Origin of the sequence: Bradyrhizobium sp. INPA03-11B (assembly GCF_040446015.1) — a bacterium.
GTDB lineage: Bacteria > Pseudomonadota > Alphaproteobacteria > Rhizobiales > Xanthobacteraceae > Bradyrhizobium > Bradyrhizobium macuxiense_A.
Genome location: NZ_JASGSR010000008.1, coordinates 68,271 through 84,570 on the forward strand (window position 1 = coordinate 68,271; position 16,300 = coordinate 84,570).

Here is a 16,300-nt window from a genome sequence, read left to right on the forward strand (position 1 = left end):
GATGTGGTGGGAGAGACTCGTCGTACCAGCATCGTTCAACGATAGCCATTCGTGGTTATGGGTCCCGGCCTTCGCCGGGACGACACTGAGGATGCACTCGATTCAAGACGTCAAACACGCGGTGTCATCACCCGCGAAAGCGGGTGATCCAGTATTCCAGAGGCGGTTGTGCTTGAGCGGAGAGGCCGCGGCGTACTGGATCGCCCGGTCGAGCCGGCCGATGACAGTGTTGGTGCGCAATTGCGCACCGCGGAATGACGAGGAATTGGTCCCATCCTGCCATCCCATCAAAGAAGAATGTCCCTCTCCCCGCTTGACCTGACCCCTGCGGCCGCCTCCATAGAGGCGCGGTCAGACGACGCGAGGTGATTCGATGAATGCTCCTGCTGCCCGTTTCCTCAGCCCGTCCGAAGCTGCAAGGCAGCTCGGCATCTCGGCGAAAGCGCTGCGCCTCTACGAGGAGCGCGGCCTGGTCGCGCCCGGCCGCACGCCGGCGGGATGGCGTGCCTATGGTCCGGCCGAGATGGCCCGCTGCGCCGAGATCGTCGAGCTGCGCGCGCTCGGCCTCAGTGTCGGTGAAGTGGCGCGGATCCTGAACGGCGACGCCGCCATCCTCGGCCGGGTGCTGACCGCGCACGAGGCCACGCTCGAAGCACGCATCCGCCAGTGTGGCGACAGCATCGCCCGGGTGCGGCGGCTGCGCACCGATCTCGGCTGCGGCAAAATGCCCGCGACGCGCGATCTCATCGGTGCGGTCAGGGCGCGGCCGGCACTCGGCGTCGCATTCGATCTGCCATGGCCGTGGGACGGCGAGCGCTTCGAGCTGCGCGACGTCAAGTCGCTGAACTACATCGTCGGCCCGCTCGGCAGCGGCAAGACGCGCCTCGCGCAGCGGCTCGCCGAAGCGCTGCCCGGCGCGACCTTCGTGGGACTAGACCGTGCAGCCGATGGCGGCGCGGCCGTTCGTGCGCGGCTCGAGGCCGACCCGGCGCACAAGGCGCGGGTCGAGGCGAGCCTTGCCGTCCTGCTGGCAGATGGCGCCGTGGACTCTGCCGCGCTCACCACCCTGCTCGCGGTTATCGAGGCCAACGACGGCGCGATCCCCGTGATCGACATGCTCGAGCAGGGGCTCGATGCGGCCAGCCAGGAGGCCGTGATCGCGCATCTGCGCCGTCGTGGACCGGAGGCACGGCCGCTGTTCTTCCTGACGCGCTCCAGCACGATCCTGGACCTCGACGCCGTCGGCGACGACGAAGCGATCATCCTGTGCCCGGCCAATCACAGCCTGCCGATCTGCGTCAGGCCGATTCCCGGTGCGGCGGGCTATGAAGCGGTCGCGACCTGCCTCGCCTCGCCGGAGGTGCGCGCGCGCACCGAAGGCATGGTGGCGTGGCTGCCATCCTGACTTCTCGCATTGGTTGTATTATCATTACATGACAATGCACGACGCAGGTCGGATGCACTTCGGAAAAGTGTGCTATAAGCACACGCGATGACCGAGCTTCCCCGTACCCAGGCCTTGCGTTGCTTCATCACGGTTGCCCGTGAGGGCACTGTATCGCGCGCTGCAGCGATGCTGAAACTGACCCAGCCGGCGGTCAGCCTGCAACTCAAGGCGCTCGAGGAAAGCACCGGACTGCAGCTGTTCAACCGCACGCCCAGCGGCTTCACGCTCACCGAGGCCGGCGCCGCGCTGCTGCCGCTGGCGCACCGGGCGGTGGCGGCGGCATCCGACTTCAAGGCGATGGCGGATTCGCTGAACGAGGCGCAGCGCGGCACGCTGCGCGTCGGCACCATCCTCGACCCCGAATTCACCCGGCTCGGACCGTTCGTGCGCAGCCTTGCGATGTCCTCGCAACGCACCGAGGTCTTCCTGCGCCATGGCGTCAGCGACGACGTGCTGACGCAGATCGGCAGGGGCGAGCTCGACGTCGGCTATTATGTCGACGCCACCCCGCAGGAGCAGCTCATCCATCACAGCTTCGCTGAACGAACCATTGCCGACGGCCGCTACCAGCTGGCGCCGCTGCTCTGCTACGACTACCGCGTGATCGCGCCGATCGGCTGGCGTGACCGCGTCATCGGCAAGGGCTGGGCGGAGCTCGCCGAGCTGCCCTGGCTCGCGACACCGCCGCATTCCGGTCACCGGCGGCTGCTCGACGACATATTCCGCCCGCTCGGCGCCTTGCCGAAGCGCATCGGCTACACCGACCAGGAAGAGGCGATGATCGACTTCGTCGAATCCGGTCTCTGTCTCAGCCTCGCGCGCGACAGCGTGCTGGCGCCGCGGATGGCGCGACCGCATCAGTTCGTGGTCGCCGACAAGGTGAAGCTGACCTGCGATCTCTCCTTCGTCAGCCTCGCCGCCCGCCGCCAGGAGCCGGTGATCGCCCACGCCTTCGCCAGCGTGCGCGCGGTGTGGAATATCAAGCCGGCAATCGCCGGTGCCGGCCCGACACGGACGCGGAAGGTCGCGAAGAACGTGTAGGCGGCAGGAAACGTTCAAGCCCTGGTCTCGATTGTGAACCAGAGGCCACCGACGGCAGGTCCGCTCGGGGCTCAGAAGCGGATCGACCCGGCTCGATCACTTTGCCCGCGTCCAAATCACTTCAACGACATCACCGCCCGGAGGGTGGACAGTCAGCGTCAGTTGATTTCCAGTAATCGCGACAAAGCGCTTTTGATCCGAGCCATTCCAGTTCGGAAAGGAGCTGCCCTCGACATGAATCGAGATGCTGCTGTCGGCCTCGTTCGCCGAATAGGTCCCGAAGTAGGTTATCGTGCCCTCGGCAGTTTCCTTGTATTCTTCAGCGGTGCCCTGCCTGAGGGCATTGCTCGCATACCTGGCGCGGTCCGACTTCATGACCGTGATGATGTACCGTCCATCCGCATCAAAGAAGGCGATACCCTTAGGAGCCTTCCCATAATGCTCGAGCCTGGCACCGTCGGCCCTCTTCTGCTCCCAGGACAGCAGGGTCCAGGTCCCCACCAGTTGCTCTTTGAAAGATTGCTTTTGGCCCAGCACGTCGGATGTCATCGTGAGAACTCCAAGAGCTGCCATCGAGCATGCTGCAACAATCGCGCGCAGAGTCATGGGCATCTCCTATCCGAAGATTGGGCCGGCCGGGCCAATTTCGTCCCCTCACCCGATTGAGAGAAGGTGAAGTGGATTCGATCTAGATTCATCATGCTCTACGCTGCAACGACCAGCGGCCGCGTCATGTCCGCCATCGCGGGCACCAGCGACGGCGCCTCGCAATCCTGCAGCGACAGTTCGTCCATGAGTTCGCGCAGCCTCGGCGGCAGATCGGCGTAATCGCCGCGCAGGGCATAGCGCAGCCTCTCGCCAATCTCGTCGCAGATGGCGCGCGCGTGCTCGGGCGCGATCGGATGAGGTTCACGCATCGGCATCGACTGCGTGGACGTGGACTGCTTGCAAAGGCCGCGAGCCGTTAGACGGCATTTCCGCGTACGCGGATCCCGCATGCGCACATGCGATCAAGACCAGGATCCGAACGATGCTGAACATGGTTCGTACTCCCTTTTCCCGTCCATCAATAGCAGGAGGTCGTTGCCGCCCGATTAGGGAAACTGGTTCTCACGGCCTTTAGGGAAGTGGTAAACGCGAAGTTTCAGGACGGGTTTGCAACGCGGCAATTCCGGCGGTCGATCCGGCGCCCCAATCGAGTGTCCCCAATCAGGGGGACAGACGCATCCGGCGGAATCGATATGATGCGAACCCGGACACCGGTCGGCTATCATCGGCCGCGTCATACAAAAAAGAACTTGCTGGGAGGATTTGCAATGAAGCTGGCCGTGGCCGGACTCTGGGTACTCGCGAGCGCGATGCTGATTGCGCCGGACGCGCGTGCCGACATCAAGGTCGGCGTCGTGGTGTCGGGATCCGGACCGGGCTCGGCGCTCGGCCAGCCGCAGATGCGCACCATCGCTGCGCTGCCGAAGGAGATCGGCGGCGAGAAGGTCACCTATATCGCGCTCGACGACGAGTCCGATCCCACCAAGGGCACGCAGAATGCGCGCCGCCTTGTGATCCAGGACGGCGTCGACATCCTGATCGGCTCCTCGCTCACCCCCGTGACCATGCCGATGCTGGACGTCGCCTTCGAAGCCAAGACGCCGATCATCTCGCTCGCGGCGGCGACCGCGATCGTGCAGCCGATGGACGAGCGCCGCCGCTGGGCGTTCAAGGTGGTGCCCAACGACGACCTGATGGCGGCGGCGATCCTGAAATACATCGCGAAATCCGGCATCAAGACGCTCGGCTATATCGGCGTCTCCGACGGCTATGGCGAAGGCTACTACAAGGAGGTGTCGCGGCTCGCCCCTCCGCTCGGGATTACCGTCACGACGCATGAGGTCTATGCGCGTTCGGACACCAGCGCGATGGGCCAGGCGCTGAAGGTGATCGCAACCAACCCGGAGGCGGTGTTCATCGCCTCCGCCGGCACGCCGGCCGTGCTGCCGCAGGAGGCGCTGCGCAGCAGAGGTTATGCCGGCAAGATCTTCCAGACCCACGGCGTCGCATCGGAGGAATTCATCAAGCTCGGCGGCGCCAATGTCGAGGGTGCGATCTTCACCGGCGAGGCCTTCACGATCGCCGACGATCTGCCGGCGAGCGATCCGTTCCGCCAGGCGCGCGACGAGTTCGTGTCGGCCTACGAGAAGGCCAACGGCTCGAGCCCGAATATCTTCGGCGCGCATCTGTGGGACGCGGTCACGCTGTTCAAGCGGGCGGCCGCGAATGCATTGAAGACCGCAAAGCCCGGCACGGCTGAATTCCGCGCCGCGCTGCGCGACGAACTGGAGCGCGGCAAGGACGTCTATCTGAACAACGGCCTCTCGACCATGAGCCCGACCGATCACAACGGCTACGACGAGCGCTCCGCGTTCCTGATCAAGGTCGAGGGCGGCAAGTTCCGGCAGGTGAAGTAGGCGTACAAAGCGCGCTACAGCAGAATGGTAGTCAGGTTGGATCGGTCTCGCGGCAGACTTGCTGCACCTCTCCCGCTTGCGAGGGAGCGTACCGCCTGCACGGCTGCTATCAACTTGTCTCATCGCGCTTTAGTCGCCGCCTCATCGCCAGCGCGGCGGCTCGCCCTTCCACCAGCACGCGGCGGTGAGCAGGGCGCTCAGCACGACCACATAACCGATGAAGCGAGCCGGCGCGTGCGGGAGGTTCATCGCGCCGCCGACCGCGACCAGCGCCACGAAGCCTACGAGAACCGCCCAGCCCTGCCAGTTGTTCGGCGGTCCCCAGCCCCAGCCGTAGCACTTGGCGGGAAACCAGTATCTGTCATCACGCGGCATGGGATTGCTCCAGCGTCGAAATCCCCTCGCCTCACCTCTTGCCCGATGCGCACACGCCCTTCAGCGCCTGCCATTCGGCGGCCGACAGCAGTGGCTTGCCGATCGTCAGAGTGTCGGCGTCCGCCTTGCCCATGCGTTCGAGGCGGTCCTCGGTCAGCGGATGGCTGGAGACGAGCGAGAGTCCCTTGCCGCCTTCCTTGCCGGTGACGCGGAACATCAGTTCGCCCATCGGCTTCGCCGGGCGGCCGAGCTTGTGCATGGTTTCGATCGCGAACGTGTCGGCGTTGGTCTCGGCGTCGCGCGAATAGGACGACGTCACCAGCGAGCGCGAGGCGAAGATCAGCGCGCCGGAGCCGGTGATGTCGCCGAACAACAGCCCGATCAGGAACGAGGTGCCGCCATTGTGGATCAGCTCGCGCATGCTGTCGCGGTGGCGGAGATGGCCGAGCTCATGCGCCAGGACGCCGGCGATCTCGTCGGGGCTCTCGGCCTTCTCCAGCAGCCCCTCGAACAGATAGACCTTGCCGCCGGGCAACGCGAAGGCGTTCGGCACCGGCGTTGCCAGCACGCCCGACTGCACCGAATTGTCGAGGCCCGCGGTTTCCCGCAGCTTGCCGATCAGCTTCGCGAATGCCGCTTGTCCGGCCGCGTTGCTGCACGGCTTGCCGTCGAACACCACCTTGACCTGCGCTTCCGCGACGTCGCCGAGGCGACGCTCGAAGGAATCAGGCACCAGCGGCGTCAACCGCTCGGCGGCCTGCGGCACGCCGAACAGCACCACCAGCACGATCGACACCGCGGCCGCGAGCGACCAGCCGACGATCGCGGCGACGCCCTTGCGGTTCGGCAGGTCCTGCTCGAGCTTGTCGCAGCGCGCGACCACCGCAGCGATCAGCTGCGCGTCGCGGATCTCGAGCCGCGCCAACGCCGGCGCCGTCAGGCAGCTCAGCCGCAGCAGGCCGGACGGGCTGTCGGCACGGCGGATGTCGGCAAACGCCCAGCGCGCGAGCAGTTCGCCGCCTTCCCTGATCTCCAGCGCATCGGACAGTCGGAGCGCGACGACGCGCCGGCGGCTCGATGCGCCGTCGAAGAACACCGCGCCCGGGACCGGCGACGCCGCGGAATTGGCCTGGTTGAGATCGGATTCCATGACGCTAGAATCCCGCGACGTCGAGGCCGTCGGCAAAACCTTCACCGAGCGCATTGGCGAGATCGCCGCGCGCGGTGACGTTGGCGGCGGCTCCGATGTTGTGCACGATGGTCGTCGACAGCACCCGGACCCAGAGATCGCGCATCAGATAGACCCGCATCACGACGTTCATCGCGAGTGCAAGGGCGAGATAGCCGATGCCGAGCATGACCATCAGCGGAATGCTCTTGGCGAACGCCTCGGTCTTGAAGAAGGTCTCGATCGAGGAGCCGTCGATGCTGGCCGCCAGGAAGATGCAGAGCACGAGATAGACCGAGAACACGGCGCCGAGCAGCATGGCCCAGCCGATCACCTTCCAGTACAGGCCGATCAGCGCGCTGCGCCGCATGGTGGATTCCAGCCGGACCTCGCCGAAGCGGATGCCCGACAGCCACCAGCGCCACTCGATCGCCTTGAACGCGGCATAGGCGAACGGGGCGAAGATCGTCACCATCGCGAACGGCATCAGGAGCCAGAGCCACCAGCCGCGCTTGAAGAAATCCCAGCCACGGCCCTCGAACGAGCCTTGCAAATCGCCGTAATAGGAGTGCCGCATCTTGTAGCGTTCGAGCGCCGCCTCGCGCCACGGCAGCGCAAGGCCGAACGTGATCACGACCAGCAAGCCCCATAGCGAGGCCTTCAGCGCATAGATCCAGCCCGAGCCGCTCATCCAGAAGCGGACGCCGCGCCACACCGTGCGGGTCAGCCGGTAGCGCCGCGCGCGGTAGATCGCGAACTGACCGAACACATAGAAGAAGGCGACCAGCGGAAACGAGGAGAAAGTCTGGCCGTGCTCGGCCTCGATGACGAGCAGGGCGTAGCCGAGATAGACCGGCACCAGGATCGCGAGCGCGACCAAAAAGCCGATCAGGAGTTCCTTGCCGCGGCCGGTATATTCCGCCCCGTCGCCGTCGATCAGGGTGTTCGACCACAGGTGACGGCGGATGTCGGTGGTGAGCCAGAACCGGTAGAAGCCGACCGTGACGAGTTCGAGCCCGGCGCCGCGCGCGACCAGGCGGAAGAACTCCTTCCGGCTGCCTGAAAACGCCACCGGCATCGGCGGCGGAACCGGTTGCGGCAGCGGCGGCGGTGGCCCCGGCGGGGTCCAGCTCATGTCGTTCACGGAACAGCTCCAGGACGGGACAATGTCTGCGCATCAAAACCACAGGTTTGTCGCTGCGAGTGTGATCCAGGTTTCACACGGGGTCGAGAGCCGGGGGTGGTTTTTGGCCGGGCGCGGTTGGCTATGCCTTAACGGGACTGCCGGAAACGGCGCAGTCTGTCCTGCCCGATTGCCGGTCGGGCGCGAGCTTCGAACCCAGGGAGGCAATCGCATGACTTACGAATCAGGCGATGAAGGAACGCGCCGCCGCACGCGAGGGAAGATGGCGATGAACAAGTGGATCTTGTCGGCGTGGATTTTGGCGCTTGCGGCTGCTCCCGCCGCGGCCGCCGATATACGCCTCGACTCCTACCGCAATCCGAAAAGCGAGAACTATCGCATCTTCAATTATATGTACCTGGACGGCGCAAGGGGCGGCATGATGGCTTCCAATGCCTGGCTCAAACGCCATGGCGGCCAAATGCTGTTCTGCATGCCCGGCGACCTCGCACTGACCACCGAGCAAACCGAAGAGATCATGCTCAAGTCAGCCGAGAAGCGGGCAGCGAAGGGCGATGTGGCGATCGCGTCGCTGCTGCTGTGGGGCATGCAGGACACCTACCCCTGTGAAAAACCCGCCAGCGAAAAACCCGGCGGCGAAAAGCCCGCCAGCCAATAGCCGCCCCCGCACCGATCGCACGACACCATCAGACCAAATCAAACGGCGTTTCAAACGGGCGTGGTCACCGCCATGCCCCTCTGCCACCGCGAAAGGCCCGGATTCGGCCGCTTTGGCCTGACATCAATGCGGCCAAAAGCGCGTTGAGGCCCCTTGCGCAAACCGCGGAATGAGAATGTAATTCGGTAAAACATGGCGCGCCGGCGATGCCCCGGCTGCTGCAACGGTTGAGGAGCCGCTCATGCACGGGACCATCGATCTCGTCGACACCACCCATCTGGACACCGCACGCGAACGCGCCAACACGCTGGCGCTGTCGGACTACGATCCCGGCCATCCCGAGCTGTTCAAGAGCGATACCTTCTGGCCGTATTTCGACCGGCTGCGCCGCGAGGATCCGGTGCACTATTGCAAGGACTCGATGTTCGGTCCGTATTGGTCGATCACCCGCTACAACGACATCATGGACATCGAGACCAACCATTCGGTGTTCTCCTCGGCCGCCTCGCTCGGCGGCATCACCATCCGTGACGTGCCGCCGGATCTGCGCCGCGAGAGCTTCATCGCGATGGACCAGCCGCGCCATTCGGCGCAGCGCAAGACCGTGGCGCCGATGTTCACGCCGACGCATCTCGACGAGCTCGCCATCAACATCCGCAAGCGCTCGACCGAATGCCTCGACAATTTGCCGCGCGGCGAAGTGTTCGACTGGGTCGACAAGGTCTCGATCGAGCTGACGACGCAGATGCTCGCGGTGCTGTTCGACTTCCCCTGGGAGGACCGCCGCAAGCTGACGCGCTGGTCCGACGTTGCGACCACCCTGCCCGGCGCCGGCGGCCTGGTCGCCACCGAGGACGAGCGGCAGGCCGAGCTGATGGAATGCGCCGGCTATTTCGCGCGGCTCTGGAAGGAGCGCTCTGGCCAGCCGCCGAAGAGCGATCTGCTCTCGATGATGGCGCACAGCGACGCCACTCGGAACATGGATCCGAAGAACTTCCTCGGCAACCTGATCCTCTTGATCGTCGGCGGCAACGACACCACGCGCAACACGCTGTCCGGCAGCATCTATGCGCTCGCCAAGCATCCGGAGCAGTACCGCAAGCTCAAGGAGAACCCGGCGCTGATCGACAGTTTCGTGCCCGAGGTGATCCGCTGGCAGACGCCGCTCGCGCATATGCGGCGCACCGCGCTTGCCGACTTCGAATTCCGCGGCCGTCAGATCAAGAAGGGCGACAAGGTCGTGATGTGGTACGTCTCGGGCAACCGCGACGAAGAGGCGATCGAGAAGCCCTACGAGTTCCTGATCGACCGCGCCCGGCCGCGCACCCACATCTCGTTCGGCTTCGGCATCCACCGCTGCGTCGGCCTGCGCCTCGCCGAGCTGCAGCTGAAGATTATCTGGGAGGAAATCCTCAAGCGCTTCGACACGATCGAGGTGGTCGAGGAGCCGCAGCGGGTGTATTCCAGCTTCATCAAGGGCTACGAGACGCTGCCCGTGCGCATTGCCGCCTGACGTTTGGCGAAATGAAATTGAAGTACGACCACGACGGGACTGTGCTCCCTCTCCCGCTTGCGGGGGAGGGCTGGGGTGGGGTGCCACCGCAGAAACAGTCTCTGAGTGGAGAAAGCCCCCACCCGCCGCGCTCTTCGAGCGCAGCGACCTCCCCCGCAAGCGGGAGAGGTAGGAACCGCCGCCGGAGCCAATGAAGATGAACGTCCAGACCGCCATCCGTGCCGACCGGGCCGAGCTAAAGCGCCAGGCGCGCGAGGAAGCCTATGCGACGCCATTGAAGGATTTCCATCCCGGCGCGCCGCGGCTATTCCAGAACGACACGCTGTGGCCGTGGTTCGAGCGGCTGCGCAAGGAAGAGCCGGTACACTACTGCACCAATGCGCCGATCGAGCCCTATTGGTCTGTGGTGAAGTACAACGACATCATGCATGTCGACACCAGCCACGGCATCTTCTCCTCGGATTCCACGCTCGGCGGCATCTCGATCCGCGACGTGCCGCCCGGCTACGACTATCCGAGCTTCATCGCGATGGACCAGCCCAAGCACGCCCATCAGCGCAAGACCGTGTCGCCGATGTTCACGCCGACCCACCTGGATGAACTGGCGAAGCTGATCCGCCAGCGCTCGGCCAGCGTGCTCGACAATCTGCCGCGCAACGAGACCTTCAATTTCGTCGAGCGCGTCTCCATCGAACTGACCACCCAGATGCTGGCGACGCTGTTCGACTTCCCCTGGGAAGAGCGGCGCAAGCTGACGCGCTGGTCCGACGTCTCCACCGCGCTGCCGAAGAGCGGCATTGTCGACTCGCCGGAACAGCGCCGGCAGGAGATGGACGAGTGCTACGCCTACTTCTCCAAGCTCTGGAACGAGCGCGTCAACTCGGCCCCGCGCAACGATCTGCTGTCGATGATGGCGCATAGCGACGCCACGCGGCACATGGATCCCGACAATCTGATGGGCAACATCATCCTGCTGATCGTCGGCGGCAACGACACCACCCGCAACACCATGAGCGGCTCGGTGCTGGCGCTGCACGAGCATCCGGACCAGTTCCAGGAACTGAAAGAGAACCCCGAGCTGATCGACACCATGGTGCCGGAGGTGATCCGCTGGCAGACGCCGCTGGCGCATATGCGGCGCACCGCGCTTGTCGACACCGAGATCGGCGGCAAGACGATCAGGAAGGGCGACCGCGTCGTGATGTGGTACGTCTCCGGCAACCGCGACGACGAGGTGATCGACCGTCCCGACGAATTCATCATCGATCGCGCCCGGCCGCGCATCCACCTGTCGTTCGGCTTCGGCATCCACCGCTGCGTCGGCATGCGGCTCGCCGAGTTGCAGCTCAAGATCGTCTGGCAGGAGATGCTGAAGCGCTTCGACCGCATCGAGGTGGTCGGCGAGCCGAAGCGGGTCTATTCCAGCTTCGTCCGCGGCATCGAGAACCTGCCGGTTCGGATCCCGGGCTGAATAATCCTTGGCTGCAATTGCGATCGGCCCTATGTCTTGCCGCGTCTTGCAGACTGGCCAGTTGACGAACCATGAACCGAAAAGAACGGCGCGCGGCCGGTAAGCAGCGGGACGCGTCCGGCAAGAACACATCTGCTCTCGGCTCCGCGGGCGTCAGCATTGCCGACCTCGCCGCCGAGGCCAGCCGCTTCTACGGGACGCGCCGCTTCAACGAGGCGCAGCAGATCTGCCGGGACATTCTTGCGCGCGAGCCTGCCCATGTGCAGAGCCTGAACCTGCTCGGCCTGATGGCGCAGGCATCCGGCGATCATCGGGCAGCCGTGAAAACCTTCGCGAAGGCAATCGCTGCGGACGAGGTGAATGCCGCCTGCCACTACAATGCCGGCAATTCATACCAGGCACTGGGTAATCGCGGCAAAGCCGCCGCGCATTTCAGCAAGGCGCTCGCGCTCGGCATGGACGCGAAGGCCGTCGGCTTCATCCTGCAGAGCCCGACCGTCACCCGCTATGTCCAGCGGATTGCCGGCAAGTGGCCGCTACCGGTGACGAACGCCGAATTGTTCGGCACCGAAAGCTTGGCCCCGCTTATCGGCGACCTGTTCCTGCGCTGCGCGATGGAAGCGACGACGCTGGCGAGCATGCGGCTCGAACTGCTGCTCGGACATGCACGGGCGGAACTGCTGCGACTCGCGAGCGAGCAGGAGCAGCATGAAGCCGACGATGACATTATTGGCTTTGCATGCGCGCTCGCCCGGCAATGCTTCATCAACGAATATGTCCTCGCACAGACCGAGGCGGAAGCCGAACGCGCGGGCGCGCTGCGCGAACGATTGCTGCAGGGCCTGGCATCGGGCGCGGCGATCACGCCGCTCACGCTCGCTGTCGTCGCGGCTTACTTTCCGCTTCATGCCCTGCCGGCGGCGGACGCGCTGCTGCGCCGGGACTGGCCTGCGGCCACAGCCGGCCTGTTGCGGGCGCAGCTTCGCGAGCCGCGCGAAGAGATGGAAGAGCGCCGCGCCATTGCAACGCTCACCTCGATCAAGAACGACGTATCGGTCGAGGTGATGCGCCAGTACGAGGAAAATCCCTATCCGCGCTGGACCGTGAACCCGCTGACGGCATTTGTCGCCGATCGGGCGCGGGGAAAGACGGTCGCGACCGCGGAACAGCAAGCCGAACGGGATATCCTGATCGCCGGTTGCGGCACCGGCTCGCACGCGATCCAGATCGCGCAGGTCTATCCGAATGCACGCCTGCTCGCGGTCGACATCAGCATGACCAGCCTCGCCTATGCGCGCCGCAAGACGCGCGAGCTGGGCTTGCGCAACATCGACTATGCGCAGGCAGACATCCTGGAGTTGGGCTCGATCGGCCGCAGCTTCGACAGCATCGAGTCGGTCGGCGTGCTGCATCATCTCGCCGAGCCCTTCGCCGGCTGGCGCGTGCTGGTCTCGCTGCTGCGGCCGGGCGGCACGATGCGCATCGGCCTGTACAGCGAGCTGGCGCGCCGCGTCATTGTGGAAGCGCGCGCCCGCATCGCAGCGCGCAACTATCGCGCTACCGCCAACGACATCAGGCGGTGCCGGCAGGAGATTTTCCGCGAAGCCGAGCAATGGAGACCGCTGATCGGCGCCAAGGATTTCTACAGCATGAGCGGTTGCCGCGACCTGCTGTTCAACGTCATGGAACATCGCCTCACGATTCCGGAGATCGCGGCATTCCTGAACGAACATGGCCTGACGTTCGGGGGATTCGAGCCGTTCGACGATCCGGCGGTGCTGGAAAAATTTCGCAAGCAGTTTGCGGGCGCGGCCGACGAGAGCAACCTCGAGCAGTGGCATCGCTTCGAGATCGATCACCCCGAGACGTTCTGGGACATGTACGTCTTCACGGCGCAGAAACGCGCGCACTGACGGCAAGGCCATGTTGAAGCTGGATCATCTGACTGTCATCGCGCCTACCCTGGCAGAAGGCGTCACACATGTCCGAGCATGCCTTGATCTCGATGTCAGCTTTGGACAGCGCCACGAGTACATGGGGACCCATAATCACCTCCTTCGATTGGGCGGTACAGTTTATCTGGAGATCGTTGCCGTGGACCCCGATGCTCAACCTCCGCTTCGAGCGCGATGGTTTGGGCTGGACGATAGCAGGAACATTGCAACCGACTGGGACGCAGGCCGCCGTCTGAGAGGATGGGTCGCGCGGACGGATGCGATGGACGAAGTGCTCGCAAGTTGGGGGAACATTTTCGGAAGGAAGATCGCTTTGCCGTGGACGAACTCCTCCTTTGATTTCGCCATTCCTGAAGACGGCTCCCTTCCTCTCGACGGCGCGGCCCCCTCCCTCATCGACAGGCGTGGCAGGGAGCGCTCCATGGCCAACATTGCCGACCTCGGTGCGCGGCTCATGTCGTTCTCGCTTCAGCATCCCGACGCAACGTCGATCTCGGAGCTTTACCGGGCGCTGGATATCGACCGTCCGCCAACGATCGTGCGGGGTCGCGATCTTCGCTATCGAGCCGAGATAGAAACGCAAGGTCGCTTGCGGGTGCTTTCGTAACTCCATCGCCGCTGAACGACCGCGATGCTGTGGGGCGTCAGCCGTGCTGGCCTTTGTTGGTCGGCAAGGGGCAATTGGTGCAGACCCGGTCGTCGCACATCCGGCAGATCGTGAAGCGATCCATCTCGGAGGTGTCCTGCCTTGCCAGCAGCTCGCGGATCAGCGTTGCGAGCTGCTTCCGTTCGGCCGATGTCAGCACATCCAGCAGCGACGTGACGGCCGATATCCGCGACGCCAGCAGCTCGTTGCGAGATGCAGTGCCTGACGGCGTCAGGTGCAAGGCGACCTCGCGGCCGTCCTTTCCTGCCCGGCGCTCGACCAGCCGATCCGACACCAGGCGATCGACCAGCCGGACCGTTCCGGAATGCGACAGGCCGAGGATCCGCCTCAGCTTGTCGTTGGTCATGCCCTGGCCATAGCCGATGACGATCAGCGCCGCAGGCGTCTCGCCGCCGCGGCCGACGACTTCGCGCGCGCCCTGCTCGATGCGATCCATGACGGCGAGCGATAGCGCGCCCAGCAGATTGGCGATTCCGTTTTCCATGCGGTCAACAATATGTGCGCTGCGCACAAAAAACAACTTGACCTGATATGTGCGCTGCGCACATATTTAACCGGGAGAGCAACAACGACCAAAAATGGAGAGCGGCGATGACGACCCGAAGCAGCGCACTGGCAACGCCTGAAACCGCAGGCAGCGAACCCGCCCTGAAATATGTGCAGGCCAACGGCGTGCGGTTTGCCTATCTCGAACAGGGCAGCGGACCGCTGGTCATGTTCATGCACGGCTTTCCCGACAACGCCTGGTCATACCGAAAGCAACTGCAGGCCTTCGCGGATGCCGGATATCGCGCGGTCGCGCCGTTCCTGCGCGGCTATGCGCCGACCGAGATTCCGGCCGACGGCATCTTCGATCCGATCGCACTGGGCCAGGATCTCGAAGCGCTGATCGCGGCGCTGAGCGACGACGGACAGGCTTGCGTCGTCGGCATGGATTGGGGCGGCACATCGACCTTCCAGGCGCTGGCCACGGCGCCGTCGTCGATCAAGGCGGCGGTGGTCATGAACACCGCGCACCCGATCACAATCCCGAGCCTCAGGAGCGATCCCGATGCCGTTCGATCGGTCTTCCATGTCTATTTCTTTACGGTGCCCGGCGCTCACTCGGCGGTCAACATCGAGGGACTTCCCTTCGTCGACTACCTTTGGAAGCTGTGGTCGCCGACCCTTGAGAACGACGAGCATCTCCGCTCGGTCAAGCAGACGCTCAGCTCTCCCGGTACCATGAAGGCGGCGCTGAAATACTACAACGGCCTGGTCGATGCGGGAGTTGCGGGCCGGCTGCCGATCAAGGACATGCATACGCCGACGCTGACGATCTATGGCGGCAACGATCCGACAGCGCGGTATTCGATGCAGGAAGAGCCGCTCTTCAAGGGGCCACATCAGCGCGTTGTCCTGCCCGATGTCGGGCACTTCCCGCACCTCGAGCGGGAGGCCGAGGTCACCAGTCTGATCATGGACTGGTTCACGACGCACGCCGCCGACTGAGCAGGCGCGCCGCAACCAGCGGCCGTGCCAACCAAAGCGTTTTTCACATTTGAACAGGAGTGCGCGCAATGGACGCCACGACACAGCAACACCACGCCGAAACGTTTCGCAGTCTGCACAAGCAGGGCGATCCGCTCGTCCTGTTCAACGCCTGGGACGTCGCCACCGCCAAGGCCATCGCGAAGAGCTCGCCGGCGGTCGCGACCAGCAGCGGCGCGGTCGCGGCCGCGCTCGGCTATGCCGACGGAGAAAATGCCCCGCTCGACATGGTGGAAGGTCTGGTCTCGCGGATGACCGACGCCGTCCCGGTTCCAGTATCGATCGATCTGGAGGCAGGCTATGGCGATACGGCGGAGGCCGCCGCGCATTCGGTGGCGAGGATCCTGAAAGCCGGCGCCATCGGCATCAATCTCGAGGACGGGCTTGTTGGCGGAAAACGGCAGCTCGTCGATCCCGCGCAGCATGCCGCGAAGATCAAGGCGGTGCGGGCCACGGCACAAAAGCTCGGAATTGATCTTTTCATCAATGCGCGCACCGATCCGTTTCTGCTGAAGTTCGGCTCGCCGGAGCAATGCCTGGATGAGGCGGGAAGGCGCGCGCAGGTCTATGCCGATGCCGGCGCCGATGGAATTTTCGTGCCTGGACTGATCGACCTCGCGCTGATCGAGCGGTTCGTGCAACTGACGCCCCTGCCGGTCAACATCATGGTGACGCAGGGGGTGCCCGAAATCGGCGATCTCGCCCGTGCCGGCGTGCGCAGGATCAGCCTCGGGCCCTGGCCCATGATGGCGGCGATGCGCGTCATCGGACAGGCCGCCGCAGCGGTCGCGGCCAGCAAGCAATACGGCACGTTCCTGCAGCCGAATGCCTGAATTCGCAGATCGCCGGCCGCGCTGCTTCCCCGT

At 64.7% G+C, this 16,300-nt stretch carries 16 protein-coding genes; 10 read left to right on the forward strand and 6 right to left on the reverse strand.

Annotation, left to right across the window (positions count from 1 at the left end):
- Positions 1-373: 373 nt before the first annotated feature.
- Positions 374-1,405 (forward strand): MerR family transcriptional regulator, encoded by a 1,032-nt coding sequence (locus QMZ05_RS05185; RefSeq protein WP_353699803.1) that lies wholly within the window; start codon positions 374-376, stop codon positions 1,403-1,405.
- An 87-nt stretch (positions 1,406-1,492) separates the two neighbouring features.
- Complete coding sequence (locus tag QMZ05_RS05190; RefSeq protein WP_353699804.1) at positions 1,493-2,488, forward strand: LysR family transcriptional regulator; 996 nt, start codon at positions 1,493-1,495, stop codon at positions 2,486-2,488.
- Positions 2,489-2,584: 96 nt separating this feature from the next.
- Here the strand turns inward: QMZ05_RS05190 and QMZ05_RS05195 are convergent, their stop codons facing one another.
- Both QMZ05_RS05195 and QMZ05_RS05200 read right to left on the reverse strand, forming a co-directional pair.
- Positions 2,585-3,094 (reverse strand): lipocalin-like domain-containing protein, encoded by a 510-nt coding sequence (locus tag QMZ05_RS05195; RefSeq protein WP_353699805.1) that lies wholly within the window; start codon positions 3,092-3,094, stop codon positions 2,585-2,587.
- Positions 3,095-3,192: 98 nt separating this feature from the next.
- A complete protein-coding gene (locus QMZ05_RS05200; protein WP_353699806.1) occupies positions 3,193-3,405 on the reverse strand; it encodes a hypothetical protein in 213 nt (70 codons plus the stop codon).
- 399 nt (positions 3,406-3,804) lie between these two features.
- Here QMZ05_RS05200 and QMZ05_RS05205 point away from each other — a divergent pair, with 399 nt between their 5' ends.
- On the forward strand, positions 3,805-4,953 hold the full coding sequence (locus QMZ05_RS05205) for an ABC transporter substrate-binding protein (protein ID WP_353699807.1): 1,149 nt from the start codon (positions 3,805-3,807) through the stop codon (positions 4,951-4,953).
- Positions 4,954-5,094: 141 nt separating this feature from the next.
- On the opposite strand, the gene QMZ05_RS05210 is transcribed toward QMZ05_RS05205, so the two are convergent.
- The 3 genes from QMZ05_RS05210 to QMZ05_RS05220 are packed head-to-tail and all read right to left on the reverse strand — an operon-like array spanning position 5,095 to position 7,631.
- Complete coding sequence (locus QMZ05_RS05210) at positions 5,095-5,328, reverse strand: hypothetical protein (protein ID WP_353699808.1); 234 nt, start codon at positions 5,326-5,328, stop codon at positions 5,095-5,097.
- 31 nt (positions 5,329-5,359) lie between these two features.
- Positions 5,360-6,478, reverse strand: coding sequence for a M48 family metallopeptidase (locus QMZ05_RS05215; RefSeq protein WP_353699809.1), 1,119 nt, complete (start codon positions 6,476-6,478; stop codon positions 5,360-5,362).
- 4 nt (positions 6,479-6,482) lie between these two features.
- Entirely contained in the window at positions 6,483-7,631 is a 1,149-nt protein-coding gene (locus QMZ05_RS05220) for a DUF898 family protein (protein ID WP_353699849.1), read from the reverse strand.
- Positions 7,632-7,851: 220 nt separating this feature from the next.
- Between QMZ05_RS05220 and QMZ05_RS05225 the strand changes: the two genes are divergently transcribed.
- The 5 genes from QMZ05_RS05225 (at position 7,852) to QMZ05_RS05245 (ending at position 13,844) form a co-directional block, all read left to right on the forward strand.
- Complete coding sequence (locus QMZ05_RS05225; protein ID WP_353699810.1) at positions 7,852-8,298, forward strand: hypothetical protein; 447 nt, start codon at positions 7,852-7,854, stop codon at positions 8,296-8,298.
- Between the two features lie 241 nt (positions 8,299-8,539).
- Positions 8,540-9,811, forward strand: coding sequence for a cytochrome P450 (locus tag QMZ05_RS05230; RefSeq protein ID WP_353699811.1), 1,272 nt, complete (start codon positions 8,540-8,542; stop codon positions 9,809-9,811).
- 196 nt (positions 9,812-10,007) lie between these two features.
- Positions 10,008-11,282, forward strand: coding sequence for a cytochrome P450 (locus QMZ05_RS05235; RefSeq protein ID WP_353699812.1), 1,275 nt, complete (start codon positions 10,008-10,010; stop codon positions 11,280-11,282).
- 71 nt (positions 11,283-11,353) lie between these two features.
- Complete coding sequence (locus tag QMZ05_RS05240; protein ID WP_353699813.1) at positions 11,354-13,195, forward strand: methyltransferase domain-containing protein; 1,842 nt, start codon at positions 11,354-11,356, stop codon at positions 13,193-13,195.
- Positions 13,196-13,205: 10 nt separating this feature from the next.
- Entirely contained in the window at positions 13,206-13,844 is a 639-nt protein-coding gene (locus tag QMZ05_RS05245) for a VOC family protein (protein ID WP_353699814.1), read from the forward strand.
- Between the two features lie 37 nt (positions 13,845-13,881).
- Here the strand turns inward: QMZ05_RS05245 and QMZ05_RS05250 are convergent, their stop codons facing one another.
- The gene (locus tag QMZ05_RS05250; RefSeq protein ID WP_353699815.1) at positions 13,882-14,388 is read right to left on the reverse strand and encodes a MarR family transcriptional regulator; all 507 of its coding nucleotides are present in this window, start codon (positions 14,386-14,388) and stop codon (positions 13,882-13,884) included.
- A 107-nt stretch (positions 14,389-14,495) separates the two neighbouring features.
- Between QMZ05_RS05250 and QMZ05_RS05255 the strand changes: the two genes are divergently transcribed.
- Together QMZ05_RS05255 and QMZ05_RS05260 are read left to right on the forward strand one after the other, a co-directional pair.
- Complete coding sequence (locus QMZ05_RS05255; RefSeq protein ID WP_353699816.1) at positions 14,496-15,395, forward strand: alpha/beta hydrolase; 900 nt, start codon at positions 14,496-14,498, stop codon at positions 15,393-15,395.
- Positions 15,396-15,463: 68 nt separating this feature from the next.
- Positions 15,464-16,267, forward strand: a complete 804-nt coding sequence (locus QMZ05_RS05260) for an isocitrate lyase/phosphoenolpyruvate mutase family protein (protein ID WP_353699817.1) — start codon at positions 15,464-15,466, stop codon at positions 16,265-16,267.
- Positions 16,268-16,300 lie beyond the last annotated feature (33 nt).